Source organism: Clostridioides sp. ES-S-0123-01, from assembly GCF_020658415.1.
Classification (GTDB): domain Bacteria; phylum Bacillota; class Clostridia; order Peptostreptococcales; family Peptostreptococcaceae; genus Clostridioides.
The window spans coordinates 145760-164043 of the sequence record NZ_JACVWD010000005.1; the positions used below are offsets into that span (position 1 = coordinate 145760).

Sequence of the window (18284 nt, forward strand, 5' to 3'; positions counted from 1 at the left end):
TAAAAAAATTATATAGGTTTTGGTAATATTCCTTGTCCTTTATAAATAGAATTATATAAACAAAGGAGGAGGACAAGAAATGAATAAACTTTCAGATGAAATAATAAACTCTCTTTCTACAAACATAAGAGAGAAGGTAGAAAAAATCTCAGACAATAATCTAAACATAGAAGAAATTAGATTACGTTCACAAAAACCATTGATACTAAATGCAAACTCTAAAGATTATTTTTATAATCAAAAAACTATGGAACTTGATTTAAATCAGCACAATTCATATATAGTGACAAGGGAAGATATAGAGCAAACTTTTCAAATAATATGTAAATACTCAATACATTCATTTATGGATGATATAAAAAAAGGGTTTATAACTTTGAGAGGAGGCCATAGAGTAGGGTTAGTTGGAAAAGTAATAGTAGAAGATGGACAAGTCAAAAATATAAAACACATATCATCTTTAAATATAAGAGTATCAAGAGAAGTCATAGGATGTTCAAATAAGATTTTAAGTCATATCATAAAAGGTAAAAATCAAATTAATAATACTTTGATAATATCGCCACCTCTATGTGGAAAGACAACTTTAATTAGAGATATAGTAAGAAATTTAAGTAATGGTAATGAAGAATATGGATTTAAAGGATTGAAGGTAGCACTAGTAGATGAACGTAATGAGATAGCAGGAGCTTACTTAGGTGCTCCACAGATGGATGTTGGAATAAGGACTGATATAATAGAAACTTGCCCAAAAGATTTGGGTATTACAATGCTTTTAAGGTCAATGTCGCCAAATGTTATTGTGACAGATGAAATTGGAAGTGAGAAAGAAATAAAGGCATTATATACAGCATTAAATGGAGGTATTGGATTAATAACTACTGTACATGGAGATTCAATGGAAGATATACAAAATAGAAAAGAGTTAAACAGACTCTTAGACAAAGAATTGTTTAAAAAAGTTATAATTCTTTCTGCTAAGAAAGGTGCAGGGACAATTGAAAAAATTTATGATTTAGAAGAAAAGAGATGGTACTTTGCAAATTAAGATAATTATTATAGCACTCTTAATAGGAAGTAGTTATTTGATAGGTGAACATATATACAAAACCTATACACGAAGACACAAACAACTAAATGATTTAATAAGAGTTTTAGAAATATTAAGGATGGATTTATCTTTTGGGCTTTATACATTAGAAGAAATTTTTAGAAGGATAGGATGCAATAAAGACTTTTGTTTTTGGAGTTTTTTCTATCAAATTTCAGAAGAACTTCACAATGAACAAAGCAAAACTTTAGAAAAAATAATATCAGAGAATACTGAAATTTTAGTTAAAGAAACTTATCTTGGAAGTAAAGAAATTGAGGAATTAAAAAATCTAATTCTTACATTGGGAAAAAGTGATGTAGAGTCCCAACAAAGAATGATAGATTTATCTATAGAAAATCTGAAAAAACAAACCTATGAAACAAAAGAAGACATAAGTAAAAAAGGGTTGCTATATAAAAAATTAGTAACCTTTATAGGCATAGGTATATGTATTATATTGATTTAATATGGGGAGGTTTATTATGGAGATATCATTGATATTAAAGGTTGCAGGTGTAGGTATTCTAATATCAGTATTAAATATGATATTGGAAAAAACAGACAGAAAAGATTGGGCAGGGCTTACTACTTTGGCAGGTGTAATAATCGTGTTGGGGATGGTAATAACAGAAATAAGTGATTTATTCAATACTGTAAGAACAATGTTTCAACTTTACTAAAGAGGAGGGAGTAATTTGGAAATAATGCAATTAATAGGAATTGCAATCATTTCAACTACACTCTGTTTAGTAATAAAAAAAGATAGACCAGAAATAGCAAATTTCATAGCAATAATAACTGGAGTAACAATATTATTATCAGTTATGTTTAAGCTAAATTTTATAATAGATAGTATACAAGATTTAGCTAATAAAGCTAATATTCCAACTATGTATATATCTTTAATAATAAAATTAATAGGAATAGCATATTTAATGGAATTTGCAATACAACTTTGTAAAGATTGTGGGGAAGGAAACATTGCTTCAAAACTAGAGTTTGGAGGAAAAATAATAGTTATGTCAATGTCTTTCCCTATACTTTTATCCATTGTAGAAATGGTGGTGAATATAATTCCATAGTTATTTATATTAAGGTAGATAGCTATAGATATATTAGTTGTTATTTAAAGGATATTTTGTTGTATTGAGGTTTATAGAGTGAAGAGAGGCATGGTTGCTTATGAAAAAAAGATTTTTACCAATGATTATGGGATTTGTATTGACTTTCTTTTTTGTAAATATCTTTGCCATTATAATATTTGCTAATGAGGTTCCAAGTAGCGAAGATAAAGAATATGGTGAAGCTAAGAGTAGCATAGATAAATATATTGATGGTCAGTTAGACAAGTTAGATATAAATGAAATTCAAGATTATATAAATAAAGAAATAGTTATTAATGATGTTAATTTAAAATCGTTTGTAAAAGACCTAATTAGTGGAGAAAAAAATATTTTAGATTTATTTAATAAAGATGGACTGAAGATATTGATGTTTGATGAGTTTAAAGCAAGTTTAAAGGTAGTAGCAGTAATTTTAGTATTAGCTTTACTGTCATCTATTTTAAAAAGTTTAGAGAATTCTTTTTCATCAGGTGCAGTTAGTCAAATAGCAACGTATATAATATTTATTACAATGGTATCGCTCACTTTAATTGGATTTAAAGATGTACTACAAATTTGTTATGATGCAATAGACCATACTGTAGGTCTTATGCAAGTTATAATGCCAATACTAATAACATTTTTACTTTTAATTGGATTTCCAATAACATCTACTACTTTAAATCCTATTTTTATAGGAGGAGTGACATTTATAAATGTATTTTTCAAGAAATTTTTATTTGTATCAGTAACTGTTGCATTTGGAATTCTAATAATAAACAATTTATCAAAAAACATAAGGCTAAAAAGATTTTTTTCTTTTGTCAAACAAATAAATTATGTTTCTATTGGGGCTATGTTTACCGTATATTTAGGACTTGTATCTATACAAGGCTTATATGTAACTAGTTTTGATAAATTCAGTGTAAAAACTGCGAAGTTTGCTATAGGTAACTTTATACCAGTTGTTGGTGGATTTGTATCAGATTCTGTGGATATTTTACTATCTTCATCTCAACTTATAAAAAATATATTTGGTGGAATAGGGCTTATCTTACTCATTGGGATTTGCTTGCTTCCAGTGATAAAGATTTTATCCGTCATAGTGGTATATAAATTGGCAGCAATAATTGTAGAGCCTGTGGGAGAAGATGGAATATCAAATTTTTTAAATGAAGTTGCAAATCTAATGATAATAATGTTAGCATCAGTAATTGCTATAACAATAATGTTCTTTGTGACTGTAGCTATTTTGACCTCGATAAGTGTTGTAAGTCAAGGGTAATGTATAGATTAATAAAGAGTAATTACTTTTAATCTAAATATTTTAGAGAGGAGGATGCTATGTTAGAGGGCATAAAGGCATGGATAGTTAGTATTTTAATAGGAGCATTTATAGTAAATATAGTTGATATGATTTTACCTAGTTCCAAGATAAAGCCGTATGTGAACTTGGTGTTAAATTTTATATTCGTATTTATTGTAATAACTCCAGTGGTAGGATTTTTTTCAAAAGACATGAGCTTAGAAGATAGAATTTTAAAATCTATGGGAAATTACAATAAGGAATATGTAGATAGTACAAATGCTTTAGCAGAAGAGACTGGAAATACTAGCTTATCTAAGGGATATGAAGATGGTTTGAAAGAAGTGCTTAAGCTAAAGCTTGATGAATATGGTTATGATTTAGAAGATATAGAGCTTAATGGTGCAAATATAAATAATATAAAAATAAAAGAAAAAAATAATATGTCAAAGAGCAATAGTGATGAAGAAAATGAAAATAATAGTACTAAAGGAGATGAAGATAGCATAAACTCTAATGACAAAGAAAATTCTAAACAAGTTTTTAAAAAAGGTACAGAGTATGGACTGAATCTAAATGAAGACAAACTAAAAAATGACCTAATAAAAGTGCTTGATGTTTCTATAGAAACTATACAAATTGATAAATAGGAGTTGGAAGAATGTTTAAAAACTTAAACGACAAAGATAAGAGAAAGGTATATTCACTAATAACTATAGCTGGAATATGTGTGGTATCATTAGTACTATTATCTTGTTTTCCAAGTAGCAAAACTGATGAAAAAGTTGGAAAAACAGATGCTGACAAAAAGACTGAAAAACAAGTTGCTAAGGAACATGAAAAAGACGATTTAGAATCAAAATTAACAACAATACTATCTAAAATTGATGGAGCAGGAGATGTTGATGTAATGATTACATTTGAGTCAAGTGAAGAAATACAACCTGCTTTTAACTCAAACCAAACAACAGAAACAACAGAGGAGAAAGATGCACAAGGTGGAGAAAGAACAGTTACAACTTCAAGTGAAAATAAAACAATGATAACTTCAAATTCAAGTGACCCTGTAGTTATAAAAACTACAGAGCCAAAGATAAAAGGAGTGATAGTAGTAGCAAGTGGAGCTAGTAATCCAAATGTCAAAGAAACACTTTATAGTGCAGTTCAAACATCATTACAAGTAGCAGGTCATCAAGTAGAAATATATTCTAAATAAATACATATAACCGGGGGGATAAATGAATGAAGTTTAATTATAAGGGAAGAGGATTTGTAATAATAACTTTAACTGCAATGTTAGTAATAGTAGGAACAGTAAATTATCAACTTAGTAAGAAATCTTTACTAGAAACATCAAAAGAATTTAAAGCATATGAAGAAGCTCAATTACAGAAGAATACTACTGATGATAGTGATAGTAGCAATAAAGAAGACTCAGATGCTACAGATAAACAAAATAGCAAAGAGAGTGCTGACATTGATATAGTTGATAGTAAGGCTAGTAAGGTTAAGGAAAAAGTAACTGAAACAAGTAAAGAAATAAAAGCTCAATTATCATCTGAAAAGAATATGAAAAAAGCATCTTATATTTTAGATATGAAAATGAATAGAGAAAAACAAAGAAATGAATTAGTTCAGGATTTAAATGAAATGATAAATAATCCATCTACAACAGAGGAATCTAGAAAAGAAGCTTCTAATATGAAATTAAATATAGTTAAAACTCAAGAAAAAGAGCTTCAAATAGAAAATCTTTTGAGTACAAAGGGATATGAAGAAGCATTAGTTTATATAAGTGATAGCAAAGTCAATGTTGTTGTAAATGAAGCTAAATTAGATAAAAAAGATGCAGCAAAAATATTTGATTTGGTTGCAGAACAGGCTAATGTAAAGTATGAAAATATTAAACTTACAAATAATAATACTAAGTAAAATATAAACCTCAGAATTAACTGAGGTTATTTTCTTGCAAAGTAGAGTTGTATTTGGTATTATTATACTTATAAAAATAGTTCCTTAAAATCAGGAGGTAAGTTTTAATATGGAAGATAATAAATTTGGACAAGTAAAAATATCTAATGATGTAATAGCTACAATAGCTGGTTTAGCAGCATTAGAAGTTGAGGGCATAGAAACTACAGCAACATTAACAGATAAGTTGTTAAAAAATAATGGAGTAAAGATACAAATAGAAGAAGAGGATGTTAATTTAGACGTAATGGTTATGATAAAATATGGCATGTCAATACCAGATACAGCTTTTAAAGTTCAAGAAAATGTAAAAAATACTGTTGAGACAATGACAGGACTGAAGGTTTCTCAAGTAAATATACACATTCAAGGAATCAGCTTTAAGAAAGATAAAGCTGATAAAGAAGAAGTAAAAGCAACTAAGAAAAATTAATATTAGCCCTCTGAAAAGTCAGAGGGTTTTTTGTTGGCATTTGATTTTATATAGATAATTAAACTTAAAGGAGAATTTTAATTGATGAAAAAAGATAGGGCACAAAAAAGTACAACAAGGGAATATATAATGAAACTTATATACCAAATAAATATTAATAAAGAGGAGTTTGAAGGTTTAGACGATAAAGTGGATTCTTTCTTAAAAGATAATTCAGAACATATTATAAATAGATATGAAGAACTTACACTTAAGTACTCAAATAATGCAAAATTAAAATTAGAAGATACTAAACTTGAAGATATAGTAGATAGAGAATATATAAATACAGTATGTAAAGCACTAAGAGAGAATCATGATGAGATAGATGAATTAATAAATAAGCATGCTAAAAATTGGACAGTAGATAGAATGCCAAAGGTAGATGTGTCTATACTTAGATTATCCGTGTGTGAAATAGTTTATTTAGACACTCCTAATAAAGTATCAATAAATGAAGCTGTGGAGCTTGCAAAGATATATTGTGATGATAAATCTCCTAAATTTATAAATGGAATATTAGGAAGTGTTGTTGATGAAATTGGACAATAATATAATAATTGGAATTGATACTAGCTGCTATACTACTTCTATAGCAGCTATCTCTTTAGATAAAAAAGTTATTTTTAATGAAAAAATAATGCTAGAAGTAAAGGAAAATTCAAAAGGATTGAGACAAAGTGAAGCTGTGTTTCAACACATAAATAATTTAGGATTACTTAGTGATAGGATAAAATCATTTGGGGACAAATTTGTCATAGAGGGAGTTTGTTCATCTATTAAGCCTAGACCAGTTGAAAATTCATACATGCCTGTATTTAATGTTGGGTACAATTTTGGAAAGTTATTATCAAGTATACATGGATGTAAATTTTATGAAACGACTCATCAGGAAAATCATATTGAGGCTAGTTTATTAAATAGTAAATTAAAAAATAATAACAAATTTATTTCTGTTCATATGTCAGGTGGCACTACAGAGATACTTTTAATAACTAAGCATGATAATAATTATGATGCAAATAACAAAGATTTAGATGTAATAACTAAAATAAGCAATAAAAAAAACTTAGATGCAATAGCTAAAATAAATACTAAAAAAGATGATAAAAGTAAGTTATACAATAATTTTGGATATAATATAGATATAATTGGAGGAAGTAAAGATATTAGCTTTGGGCAACTTATAGATAGAATAGGTGTCAAGCTAGGATATAAATTTCCTTCAGGAAAATATCTAGATGAAAATGCTTTAAATTGTAATCTTAAAATAGAAAGTGGTCTAAAAACTTCTGTAAGAAAGGGATATATGAATTTATCTGGATTAGAAAATCAGGTGAATAAAATTATAGATGACAATAGAGATAATATTAGTAAAAATAAAAAAGAATATATATCTAAATTAGTACTGGATTCAGTAGTTAGAAACATGTTTAAATCTTTAATATATTTATGTGAAGCTTACAATGTAGAAGAAGTAGTTTTTGCAGGAGGAGTTTCTGCAAGTAAGTATATCCTCAAAGAATTAAGTTTAAAACTAAGTAAAAATTGTATAAAAGCTCATTTTACAGAGCCACAATATTCAACTGATAATGCTGTTGGGTGTGCTATAATAGGATTGAATAACTTTTTAGGAGAAAAAATATGAAACTAAGAGCTTTAGATATAAGTGAAGCAAATTCATATATTAAAAGAATTTTAATAAATGACCCAATACTTTCTAATCTTAAAGTTAAGGGAGAAATTTCTAATTTTAAAATACATAGCAGTGGAAATGTTTATTTATCGTTAAAGGATGAAACTTCAAAGCTAAACTGTGTAATTTTTAAAAGTAATTTTAATCGTAATCTAAAATTAGACAATGGAGTAAAGGTTGTAGCTAGTGGATATATATCAGTTTATGAAAGAGATGGTGCATATCAATTATATATTAATGAAATTGAAATAGAGGGAATTGGGAATTTACACATAGAATTTAACAAATTAAAAGAAAAACTTAATAAAGAAGGTTTGTTTGATTCCAAATACAAAATACCTATCCCTAGAATGCCAAATTCAATTGGAGTTATAACATCTCCAACAGGAGCTGTTATAAGAGATATAATAAATGTAATAAAAAGAAGATATCCAAAGGTCAATATAAAGCTTTATCCAGTAACTGTTCAAGGAGATAGGTCAGCAGAAGAAATATGTGAAGCAATTAGATTTTTTAATCATATGAAGAATGTGGATACAATTATAGTTGGTAGAGGTGGGGGTTCAATAGAAGAACTTTGGTCTTTTAATGATGAAATGGTAGCAAGAGAGGTTTTTAACTCTCAAATTCCAATAATATCAGCAGTTGGTCATGAAACTGATTTTACTATTTGTGATTTTGTGTCTGATATGAGAGCACCCACACCATCAGCAGCAGCTGAGATTGCAACTCCATCATTAGATGACATAAAATATAAACTTGGGAATATAAAAAGCAGACTTAACAAGTCTCTTATAAATCAAGTTGAATTAGACCAATACAAGTTAGAATCAGTGTTTAATAAAATAAATAACTATTTAGATTCTTACATAATAAAAGATAAAGTTATACAATTGGATAAAATATATGATAAAATAATTTTTGGAATAGAAAATAATTTAAAATTAGAAGATGAAAAATTAATAAAGGTTGGAGCATTACTTCATAACCTAAGTCCATTAGCCACTATGGACAGAGGTTATAGTATAGTTCAAAAAAACGGAAAAGTAATAAATAGTATAAAAAGATTGAAAACTGAAGATAACATAGATATAGTATTAAAAGATGGAAATTTAGAATGTATAATAGATAAAATTGAAAATAAAGAGGTATAATATGAACTTAACCTATGAAGAAGCTTACAAAAGATTGGAGAGCATTTTAAATGAGTTAGAATCTAAAAATGCTAGCTTAGATGAATCTTTAAGCTTATATGAAGAAGGAATTAGTCTTTATAAACATTGTAATAAGCTTTTGGATGATGCAAAATTAAAAATAAGTAAATTTAATCAATTAGGAATAGAAGAGGATTTTAGAATAGAGGAGGAATAAAAGTGGAATTTAAACAACATTTAAAAGAAAAAGCAAGTTTTATAGAAGATATACTTAAAGAATATATGCCAAAAGAAGAAGGTTATCAAAAAACTGTTATTGAGGCTATGAACTACAGCTTGAGCGCTGGAGGTAAGAGATTAAGACCAATACTTACACTAGAAGCCTGTAAGGTAGTTGGAGGAAATGAAGAAGAAGCTATACCTTTTGCTATTGCAATTGAAATGATACATACATACTCACTTATACATGATGACTTACCAGCTCTTGACAATGATGATTTAAGAAGAGGAAGACCAACAAACCATAAAGTATATGGAGAGGCAATGGGAATTTTAGCAGGAGATGCTTTACTGAACTATGCTTTTGAAGTTATGCTTGCAGGTTCAATAAATAAAGAAAATCCAGAAAAATATCTAAAAGCTATAAATGAAATTGCTAAAGGTGCTGGAATATATGGAATGATAGGTGGGCAAGTGGTAGATGTAGAAAGTGAAAATAAACAAATTGAAAAAGAAAAATTAGATTATATACATATGAATAAAACTGCTGCAATGATGGTTGGATGTATGAGAGCAGGAGCAACTATAGGTGGAGCAAATTCAGAACAAATGGAAGAAATAACTAAATATGCAAAAAATATCGGATTATCATTCCAGATAGTAGATGATATACTAGATATAGTGGGAGATGAAATAAAATTAGGGAAAAAAGTTGGCAGTGATATAGAGAATCATAAATCAACATATCCATCTCTTTTAGGATTAGATAAATCTAAAGAAATTGCACATAATTTAATAGATGAGGCAAAGAAGAGTATAGAAAAATTATCTGACAATGTAGATTTTTTAAAGGGATTGGCTGAATATATAATAGATAGAGAATATTAAAATATACAGCTAAAATCGAGGAGGGAAAAATGAACTTTTTTTCGGAGATTTTTAACAATGGGGCTTTGGGAATAAGTCTTATTGCTTGTTTCTTAGCACAATTTATAAAGATATTTACTGGGAAGGGAAAGAGAATTGAGTTTTCAAGAATACTCATTTCAGGAGGTATGCCTAGTTCTCATAGTTCTTTTGTTACAAGTTTAGCTACAGTGGTAGGCATTGAAAAAGGGTTTAATTCTACTGATTTTGCTATAATTACTGTGCTTGCACTGATTATAATGTATGATGCAGCAGGTGTTAGACGTGCTGTTGGGAAACAAGCTACTATATTGAATCAGATGGTAGCAGACCTTCAACATGGAAAGCATATAGAGCAGAAGAAATTAAAAGAATTAATAGGTCACACACCACTAGAGGTTTGGTTTGGAGCTTTACTTGGTATAGTAACAGCTTTAATATTGATGTAAATTTAAAATTTACAAAATAAAAGGTGAGGATAATATGTATAAATATTTAGATAAAGTAAATTCTCCAAAAGATATAAAAAATATGAGCATAGAAGAAATGGATTTACTTGCAAAGGATATAAGAAAGTTTTTAGTAAAATCTGTTTCCAAGACAGGAGGACACTTAGCTTCTAACTTAGGTGTAGTTGAGTTAACATTAGCACTTCATAAAGTGTTTGACAGCCCTAAAGATAAATTTGTATGGGATGTAGGACATCAGTCTTATGTTCACAAAATGGTTACTGGAAGAAAAGATTGTTTTGTATCTTTAAGACAATTCAACGGACTAAGTGGTTTTCCAAAGGAGAGTGAAAGTCCTCATGATATTTTCGACACAGGACATAGCAGTACATCTATTTCTGTGGCAACAGGTATTGCCTGTGCTAGAGATATAAAAAAAGAAAGCTATAGTGTTATATCTGTAATTGGAGATGGTTCTATAACTGGAGGTATGGCACTTGAAGCTTTAAATCAATTGGGATATATAAATACTAATATGATAGTAATTCTTAATGATAATGAGATGTCTATAGATAAAAATGTTGGTGGAATGTCTAAATATCTATCAAGTATTATAAGAAATTCAACAGTTGTTAAAATGACAGATGAAGTTGATAAGATTTTAAATGTTACATCAACAGGTGAAATTTTATCTAAGACTGCACATAGATTTAAGGACAAATTAATATATAGTTTTTCTCCTCAAGATTGTTCATTTTTTGATTCATTAGGTATAAAATATTATGGTCCTATAGATGGTCATAATACTAAAGAATTAATAGAAACACTTAGAAAAGCTAAACATAAAAAAGGACCTGTGCTTTTACATGTTATTACAAAAAAAGGAAAAGGATATAAATTTGCAGAGGAACAACCTGATAAATATCATGGAGTATCAAAGTTTGATATAAAGACAGGCGTAACATCTTCTAAAGTTAAGTCTATGTCGGTTAGTGTTGGTGAAAAATTGGTTGAGATGGCTAGCAAAAACGAAGAAATAGTAGCTATAACAGCTGCAATGCCATCTGGAACAGGATTAAACTTATTTGAAAGTGCTTACCCGAAAAGATATTATGATGTTGGTATAGCTGAACAACATGCAACAGGGTTTGCGGCAGGTCTTGCAAAAAATGGTATGAAGCCTTATTTTGCTGTATATTCATCATTTTTACAAAGAGCATATGACCAAGTTATTCATGATGTATGTATAACAAAAAAACCAGTTACTTTTCTTATAGATAGAGCTGGTCTAGTTGGAAATGATGGTGAAACTCATCATGGTATGTTTGATTTAAGTTACTTAAATTCTATTCCAAATATTATAGTGATGGCTCCAAAAGATACAAGAGAAATGGAACTTATGATGGATTTATCATTAAAATTGGATTCTCCATTGGCAATTAGATATCCAAGAGGAAATAGCTATTACCTAAATAAAGGAGAATACAAAGAAATTAAGTTAGGAAAATATGAGATATTAGATGATGGACAAGATACAGTCATACTTTCTATTGGGAATATGGTGAAACATGCTCTAGAAGCTAAAGAAATATTGTTAGAAGAAGGTATAAATCCAACAATAGTTAATGCTAGATTTTTAAAGCCTATGGATGAAGATATGTTGCATACTTTATTTAAGAATCATAAAAATGTAGTTACAGTAGAAGATAATGTTATTACTGGCGGATTTGGAAGTAGAATAAGTAAATTTATTATAGATAATGGATATAAAGTAAATATACTTAATATAGCAATACCAGAAGAGTTTATAAAACATGGCAATGCAGATGAACTATATAATTTTGTAGGATTATCGCCAAAGTGCATTGCTGATAAAATAAGAGAGTTAATATAAATAATATGGATTAAATTTAATATAAAATTTAAAATTTGTCACTTAGAATAAATATCAAGTGTGTTACTTCAAGCTACTTTAGTCAATATTAAAGTAGCTTTTAACAGAAAGGTAATTTTATGAAGAAAAGAATAGATTTATTGTTAGTAGAGCAAGGGCATTTTGAAAGTAGAGAAAGAGCTAAAAAAGCAATAATGGCTGGATTAGTTTTTGTTGATAATCAAAGATGTGATAAGGCAGGTACAGAAGTAAAAGAGGATTGTGCTATAGAAGTAAAAGGAAACCCAATACCATATGTTAGTAGGGGTGGATTAAAGCTTGAAAAAGCAATGAAGAACTTCGACTTAACTATTGATGGAAAAGTATGTATGGATATAGGAGCATCTACGGGTGGTTTTACAGACTGTATGCTAAAAAATGGAGCTATAAAAGTATTTTCCATAGATGTTGGTTATGGTCAGCTTGCGTGGAAATTGAGACAAGATGATAGAGTTGTGTGTATGGAAAGAACAAACATAAGGAATGTAACAATAGAAGATACAAAGCAATTTGCAGATTTTGCATCAATTGATGTATCTTTTATATCATTGAAACTAGTACTTCCAAAAGCAAAAGAATTAGTTATTAATAATGGAGAAATTGTAGCCTTGATAAAACCTCAATTTGAAGCAGGAAGAGAAAAGGTAGGTAAAAAAGGTGTAGTTAGAGAAAAATCTACACATATAGAAGTTATAAAAATGATTTCTGATTTTTCAGTACAAAATGGATTTGAAATTTTAGGATTAGATTTTTCTCCAATTAAGGGTCCAGAAGGAAATATAGAATATCTAATTCATTTAAAGAATGGAAATGAAGGATATGAATTTGATAGTGATATGTATGACAAAAAAATAGTGGAAGTCGTTGAGGCTTCTCATAATTTAGATAAATAGAATAAAAGGGGGCTTAGACTTGATCCTCGAATTATATATGAAAAATTGTGCCTTAGTTGAAGAACTAAGGCTGGGTATTGATAAAAACTTAAATATACTTACGGGAGAAACTGGTTCAGGAAAATCTATAATAATAGATGCGCTTGGACTTTGTCTAGGTGAGAAATATGACAGGTCTTTTCTAAGAAAAGGTACAGATAAGGGACTTGTTGAAGCTATATTTTTCTCAGATAACGTGTATCTAAAAAAGATATTAGATGAAAATGATATAAGTATAGAAGATGATAATTTATTGGTTATAACTAGATTGATATATTCAGATGGGAAAAGTACTGCTAGAGTAAATGGAAGGACTGTTAAAGTATCTTTTCTAAAGGAAATTGCATCTACACTTATAGATATACATGGTCAACATCAAAATCAAGCTTTATTCAATAAGGATACACACTTAAAATTTTTAGACTTATTTGGAGAAAATGAACTAGATAAGTTTAAAGATGATTATAGAAAAATTTATTACAAATACAGCGAAGTAAAGAGAGCTTTGAACTCTTTAACAGAAAATAAAGATGATATGCAGATTCAACGAGAAATAGATTTATTAAGGTTTCAAATAAATGAAATTGAGGCTGCAAATTTAAATAAAAATGAATATGAAGATTTATTAAAACAAAGAGATGTCTATAGAAATAGTGAAAAGATATATAATAATTTAAACTTAAGTTACAGTAAATTACATAATGGTGAATATAATGTTATTGACTTGATAGGTATTGCATCTAAAGAGCTTAATGATATATCTAAATATGACAGTGTTTTAAGTGAATATAGTGAAACTATAGAAAGAATAATGTATGAACTACAAGATATATCTAGTGATATAAGAAATTACAAAGATAATATAGATTTTGAACCTTATGAATTAGAACAGATTGAACTTAGAATTGATGAGATTAATAACTTAAGAAGAAAATATGGAGATAGTATAGAAGCTATATTTGAATATTATGAAAAGACAAAAGATAGACTAGATGAGATATTAAATAGAGATGAAAGAGTTGAACAATTAAAAAATCAATTAATAAAAATAGAAGAAGAGCTAAAAGTAAAAGCTAGCAAACTGACTAAAGCAAGAAATAAAGTGGCAATTCAATTAGAGGAAGTACTTCTTGATGAATTAAAGAGTCTAAATATGAAAAATGTAATGTTCAAAGTCAATTTTGAAGAAAGTTCATTTACTTTAAATGGAATAGATGATATTGAATTTATGATATCTTTTAATTTAGGAGAAGATATCAAACCTATATATAAAGTTGCATCAGGTGGTGAAATGTCTAGATTTATGTTGGCATTTAAGACTATATTAGCTGATATAGATGATATAGATACTTTAGTATTTGATGAAATAGATACAGGGATAAGTGGCATAGCTGCACAAATTGTTGGTGAGAAATTGAGTGATATAGCAAAGAAAAAACAAATAATATGTATAACTCATTTACCTCAAATTGCTGCAAATGCAGATACCCATTATTGTATAGAAAAAGATACTTCAAATAATAGAACATTTACAAATGTTAAGAAATTAAATCAATCTCAAAGAAAAAATGAAATTGCAAGACTTATAGCAGGTAATAATATAACAGAAAAAACTATAGAACATGCAAGCGAAATTATTGAAATGGCTAAAAAGTGTTAGTGAAAGAGCTTATTTTAAATAGATGTAGAGAATATTTAATCTAGATACTTTACATCTATTTTTTATGATGAAAATATTTTAAAATATTTTATCTGGATATCAAAAATAAATAAAAATTATAATTTAAATAAATCTTGTATAGACTTGTAACTGTAAAAATTTTAAGTTTTTGAGTATAATATTATGTATTAAAGTAGTAGTGGGGGGGTATTAAATGAATAAAAAAAATACTATGTACTTAATTTTTATAATCATAGTTATTATAGTATTAGGGTATATTTTATTAACTATTAATAGTATCAAGAATAATCTTGACACTTCTAATGATAAATTAGATTATTTATCACAAGAAATTATGAATACTAAGTCAGATATTAGCAATATAATTAATGAAGAAATGTCAAAAAGTTATATAACAAAAAGTATTGATTTAAAAGTTAAAAAATTAGAAAAAGACGAATGTGTAATTGATGTAGATACACAATTGAGCAAACTTGGCAAGGATGGAAAAGTAATCTTTATGTATAAAGCAGATAGTGATAAATGGAATGAGATTGAGATGACAAAGCATGGAGAATTATCATATACTTGTGAAATAAAAATAACTACAGGTAGTGAATATGATTATAAAGTAGTTACAAGTGGTACAATATCTGAAAGTTCAGATGTTCAAAAATTGACTAAGTCTGATTATATGCCTGAACCACCTGTATTTAATTATGGAATAAGGGACAATAAGGAATACTTTATTGAAATATTGGAAAACAGCAATTTATTTAATCATGAAAGTGAAAAATCAAAAAATAAAGTTTATGATGATATAAAGTTAGAAAATGTAGATATTATTGTAAATGAAGGTAAAGGTGATACTGTATATAAAGCTAAGTCTGCTAAATTATCAAATGGTAGTAAAGATGATAATATAGATAGAGAGCAAGTAAATTATGAGGCTAATTTTCCTAAAAAGGATATTAATGATATAATTTATATTAAAGCAAAGCTTACATACAATAATGGAATAGAATATATAAAAGATATAACTGAAGATATAAGTGTTGGTTTGGAAGATTTAGAGAAATAAATATATTTAAAATAATTTAATCAATAAAATAGAGTATAAATAAAACATCTATAATTTTATTTATACTCTATTTTTTTATTTATAATTTTAGCTCCATATATCTAGCCCCTTCAATTGGATTATAAGTATAAGGATTTATATCATAAAAACCAATTTTTTCGTATAAACCTTGAGCGCTTTTCATGCTTGGAAGAGTATCTAGTCTCATATATGTATATCCAATCTTTTTGGCTTCTTTTACGATTTCTTCTAATAATATTTTTCCTATTTTAAGTCCTCTAAATTTATCTCTTACATATAACCTTTTTAATTCACATACATCATTTTCAAGTTTTTTTAATGCAACACAACCTGCTAAATTTTCATCAACAAATGCTAGTATTAATGAGCCTGAAGGTTTTTTATACTTTCCTGGAAGTGTTTTTAATTCATTATTAAAGTCCTGGAAACATAAATCTATATTCAATGAATTTGAGTATTCAGTGAATAAAATCTTTACATTTTCAAGATTTTCTAAATCATTTGCTTCAACAAATTTTAAAATTACATTTTGAGTCATTTTATTTATCATTATATAAATATATTTATATAATGACTTCACCTCCTTGATAGATATATATTTTTATTAATATCAATTAGATTTTAATACCATGACCTTTTCTCCACCATAGTCAAGTTCTCCATTAAACTCAAATCCAAAGCTTTTGTAAAGTCCAATAGCCATTTTGTTGTTATCGAATATACTAAGGTATAACTCATTGCAATTATATTCATTTTTAAGATGATTTATAAGGAAATCTAAGGATGCTTTTCCATATCCTTTACCTTGATACTTTGAGTCAATCATGAATCTATCAAGCCAAACTCTGTCATCTTCTAGGCGACCGTACATAGCAAATCCTATCAGTATATTGTCATCATATATTCCAACAGGTATCCAAGCTGTTATAAACTTAGACTCAGCAATAGAAAGTGCATTGCTTTCTATATAATCTAATTGATTTTTATCTACAGACAAATTAACTAAATCATGCCAATTATTTATATCTGCAATTCTTACATTTAATTTCAAAATATTACCGCCCTTCAAACTTTTTACCACAATATAATACTATCATATTATAGGATAAAAAGCACTTAGTAAGATATACAACGAGGTTTTTAAATGAATAAATTTTTACGAAAAAGGAATTATAAATACATAATAATACAGCATAGGAGTAGATGAATATATGAACAAAATAAATAAGAATTTCAAAAATATTTGGATAATATTAGGAGCTGTATCGATTTTTATGATGGTTATAATTTTTCAAAATAAAAATTGTAATACAAATAAGGAGACCCCAATAGAAACTTTTACAATTAAGAATCATGATAAAAAATATGTATATCCACTTGGAAATATAATTGGAGTGAAAGCAAATACAGATGGTGTATTGGTTTTAGGATATGAGGAAGAGGATGTAGATTATATTGGAGGCATACAGATTGGCGACAATATAGTAAAAATAGATAATAAAAAAATAAAAGATAGTCAGGATGTATCAAAGATTTTAAATGAAGCTAAAAAAAGTAAAGTAGAAGTGACTTTTGAAAGAAAAAATAAATATAAAACAGAGACAATAGAAACTAAAAAAGAAAATGGTAATTATAAACTTGGATTATGGGTGAGAGATAAGATATCTGGAATTGGAACTATGACTTTTTATGACCCTAATATGGAAAAATTTAAAGCAATTGGTCATGCTATAAAAGATTCGGACACTAATGAACTATTAAAGATTAAGCAAGGGTATATATATAAACCAGAAAAACTAAAAATATTAAAAGCTAGTAATGAAAAAGTAGGCAGAATAAAAGGTGATTTTAATGATAGTAATCTGATGGGAAATTTTTCGAATAACTCAAAATTAGGTATAAGTGGTAATATTACAGAAAAACAAAATAAAGAATTTAATTTAGCAAATAAAGAATTACAATTAATCGAAGTTGGAAGACCTCAAGATGTAAAAATAGGGGATGCAATAATTCTTTTTGAAGACAAAAACAAAAATATAACAAGCTATGATATAAAAATAGAAAGTATAGTATATGATAAAGGAAATTATAGAGATATGGTAATAAAAGTTGTAGATGATAAGTTATTGGAATACACAGGGGGGATTGTACAAGGGATGAGTGGGGCTCCAATAATACAAAATAATAAAATTATTGGTGCAATAACTCATGTTTTTAGAGATAATCCGAAAAAAGGATATGGTATTTTTATAGATGAAATGATAAAATTGTAGGTGAGGCATTAAAAA

General features: G+C 27.6%; 22 protein-coding genes. 20 read left to right on the forward strand and 2 right to left on the reverse strand.

The features are described from left to right. Positions 1 to 79 precede the first annotated feature (79 nt). The 19 genes from spoIIIAA to IC175_RS13155 all read left to right on the forward strand — a co-directional run bounded on the left by spoIIIAA (position 80) and on the right by IC175_RS13155 (position 15975). A complete protein-coding gene (spoIIIAA, locus tag IC175_RS13065; protein WP_227851608.1) occupies positions 80 to 1048 on the forward strand; it encodes a stage III sporulation protein AA in 969 nt (322 codons plus the stop codon). After that, positions 1038 to 1559: a stage III sporulation protein AB gene (locus tag IC175_RS13070; protein ID WP_227823630.1), complete on the forward strand. Its 522-nt coding sequence runs from the start codon at positions 1038 to 1040 to the stop codon at positions 1557 to 1559. Before spoIIIAA ends, IC175_RS13070 begins: the two co-directional genes overlap by 11 nt. A 16-nt stretch (positions 1560 to 1575) precedes the next feature. Further along, a complete protein-coding gene (gene spoIIIAC, locus IC175_RS13075; RefSeq protein WP_009888937.1) occupies positions 1576 to 1773 on the forward strand; it encodes a stage III sporulation protein AC in 198 nt (65 codons plus the stop codon). A gap of 24 nt (positions 1774 to 1797) precedes the next feature. Then, complete coding sequence (gene spoIIIAD / locus IC175_RS13080) at positions 1798 to 2175, forward strand: stage III sporulation protein AD (protein WP_227434329.1); 378 nt, start codon at positions 1798 to 1800, stop codon at positions 2173 to 2175. 100 nt (positions 2176 to 2275) lie between these two features. Beyond that, positions 2276 to 3481 (forward strand): stage III sporulation protein AE, encoded by a 1206-nt coding sequence (spoIIIAE, locus tag IC175_RS13085; protein WP_227434117.1) that lies wholly within the window; start codon positions 2276 to 2278, stop codon positions 3479 to 3481. 59 nt (positions 3482 to 3540) lie between these two features. After that, positions 3541 to 4152: a stage III sporulation protein AF gene (locus IC175_RS13090; RefSeq protein WP_227434118.1), complete on the forward strand. Its 612-nt coding sequence runs from the start codon at positions 3541 to 3543 to the stop codon at positions 4150 to 4152. Between the two features lie 11 nt (positions 4153 to 4163). Then, positions 4164 to 4718 carry a stage III sporulation protein AG gene (locus IC175_RS13095; protein WP_227434119.1) on the forward strand — a complete coding sequence of 185 codons (555 nt, stop codon included), beginning with the start codon at positions 4164 to 4166 and terminating at the stop codon, positions 4716 to 4718. Between the two features lie 26 nt (positions 4719 to 4744). Then, positions 4745 to 5434: a SpoIIIAH-like family protein gene (locus IC175_RS13100; RefSeq protein ID WP_227434120.1), complete on the forward strand. Its 690-nt coding sequence runs from the start codon at positions 4745 to 4747 to the stop codon at positions 5432 to 5434. Between the two features lie 109 nt (positions 5435 to 5543). Next, positions 5544 to 5906, forward strand: a complete 363-nt coding sequence (locus tag IC175_RS13105) for an Asp23/Gls24 family envelope stress response protein (protein ID WP_227836211.1) — start codon at positions 5544 to 5546, stop codon at positions 5904 to 5906. Between the two features lie 84 nt (positions 5907 to 5990). Further along, on the forward strand, positions 5991 to 6497 hold the full coding sequence (gene nusB / locus IC175_RS13110; RefSeq protein WP_227831238.1) for a transcription antitermination factor NusB: 507 nt from the start codon (positions 5991 to 5993) through the stop codon (positions 6495 to 6497). Next, positions 6481 to 7593 carry an O-sialoglycoprotein endopeptidase gene (locus IC175_RS13115; RefSeq protein WP_227851609.1) on the forward strand — a complete coding sequence of 371 codons (1113 nt, stop codon included), beginning with the start codon at positions 6481 to 6483 and terminating at the stop codon, positions 7591 to 7593. The genes nusB and IC175_RS13115 overlap by 17 nt, the downstream gene beginning before the upstream one ends. Further along, entirely contained in the window at positions 7590 to 8795 is a 1206-nt protein-coding gene (gene xseA / locus IC175_RS13120; protein WP_227834660.1) for an exodeoxyribonuclease VII large subunit, read from the forward strand. Before IC175_RS13115 ends, xseA begins: the two co-directional genes overlap by 4 nt. A gap of 1 nt (position 8796) precedes the next feature. Then, positions 8797 to 9012 (forward strand): exodeoxyribonuclease VII small subunit, encoded by a 216-nt coding sequence (xseB, locus tag IC175_RS13125; protein ID WP_227434125.1) that lies wholly within the window; start codon positions 8797 to 8799, stop codon positions 9010 to 9012. Positions 9013 to 9014: 2 nt separating this feature from the next. Continuing rightward, entirely contained in the window at positions 9015 to 9902 is an 888-nt protein-coding gene (locus IC175_RS13130; protein ID WP_227434126.1) for a polyprenyl synthetase family protein, read from the forward strand. Between the two features lie 29 nt (positions 9903 to 9931). Further along, positions 9932 to 10369, forward strand: a complete 438-nt coding sequence (locus tag IC175_RS13135) for a divergent PAP2 family protein (RefSeq protein ID WP_227434127.1) — start codon at positions 9932 to 9934, stop codon at positions 10367 to 10369. A gap of 34 nt (positions 10370 to 10403) precedes the next feature. Further along, on the forward strand, positions 10404 to 12263 hold the full coding sequence (gene dxs, locus IC175_RS13140) for a 1-deoxy-D-xylulose-5-phosphate synthase (RefSeq protein WP_227851610.1): 1860 nt from the start codon (positions 10404 to 10406) through the stop codon (positions 12261 to 12263). Positions 12264 to 12382: 119 nt separating this feature from the next. Beyond that, positions 12383 to 13195 carry a TlyA family RNA methyltransferase gene (locus IC175_RS13145; RefSeq protein ID WP_227434129.1) on the forward strand — a complete coding sequence of 271 codons (813 nt, stop codon included), beginning with the start codon at positions 12383 to 12385 and terminating at the stop codon, positions 13193 to 13195. Between the two features lie 19 nt (positions 13196 to 13214). Then, positions 13215 to 14894, forward strand: coding sequence for a DNA repair protein RecN (recN, locus tag IC175_RS13150; protein ID WP_227434130.1), 1680 nt, complete (start codon positions 13215 to 13217; stop codon positions 14892 to 14894). A gap of 214 nt (positions 14895 to 15108) precedes the next feature. Further along, positions 15109 to 15975, forward strand: coding sequence for a hypothetical protein (locus IC175_RS13155; protein WP_227482206.1), 867 nt, complete (start codon positions 15109 to 15111; stop codon positions 15973 to 15975). Positions 15976 to 16054: 79 nt separating this feature from the next. Here IC175_RS13155 and IC175_RS13160 read toward each other — a convergent pair whose 3' ends face one another. Together IC175_RS13160 and IC175_RS13165 are read right to left on the reverse strand one after the other, a co-directional pair. Further along, complete coding sequence (locus tag IC175_RS13160) at positions 16055 to 16534, reverse strand: GNAT family N-acetyltransferase (protein WP_227851611.1); 480 nt, start codon at positions 16532 to 16534, stop codon at positions 16055 to 16057. Positions 16535 to 16606: 72 nt separating this feature from the next. Continuing rightward, entirely contained in the window at positions 16607 to 17047 is a 441-nt protein-coding gene (locus IC175_RS13165; protein WP_227434133.1) for a GNAT family N-acetyltransferase, read from the reverse strand. A 160-nt stretch (positions 17048 to 17207) separates the two neighbouring features. Here IC175_RS13165 and IC175_RS13170 point away from each other — a divergent pair, with 160 nt between their 5' ends. Beyond that, positions 17208 to 18269 carry a SpoIVB peptidase S55 domain-containing protein gene (locus tag IC175_RS13170; RefSeq protein ID WP_227482207.1) on the forward strand — a complete coding sequence of 354 codons (1062 nt, stop codon included), beginning with the start codon at positions 17208 to 17210 and terminating at the stop codon, positions 18267 to 18269. Positions 18270 to 18284: the final 15 nt, after the last annotated feature.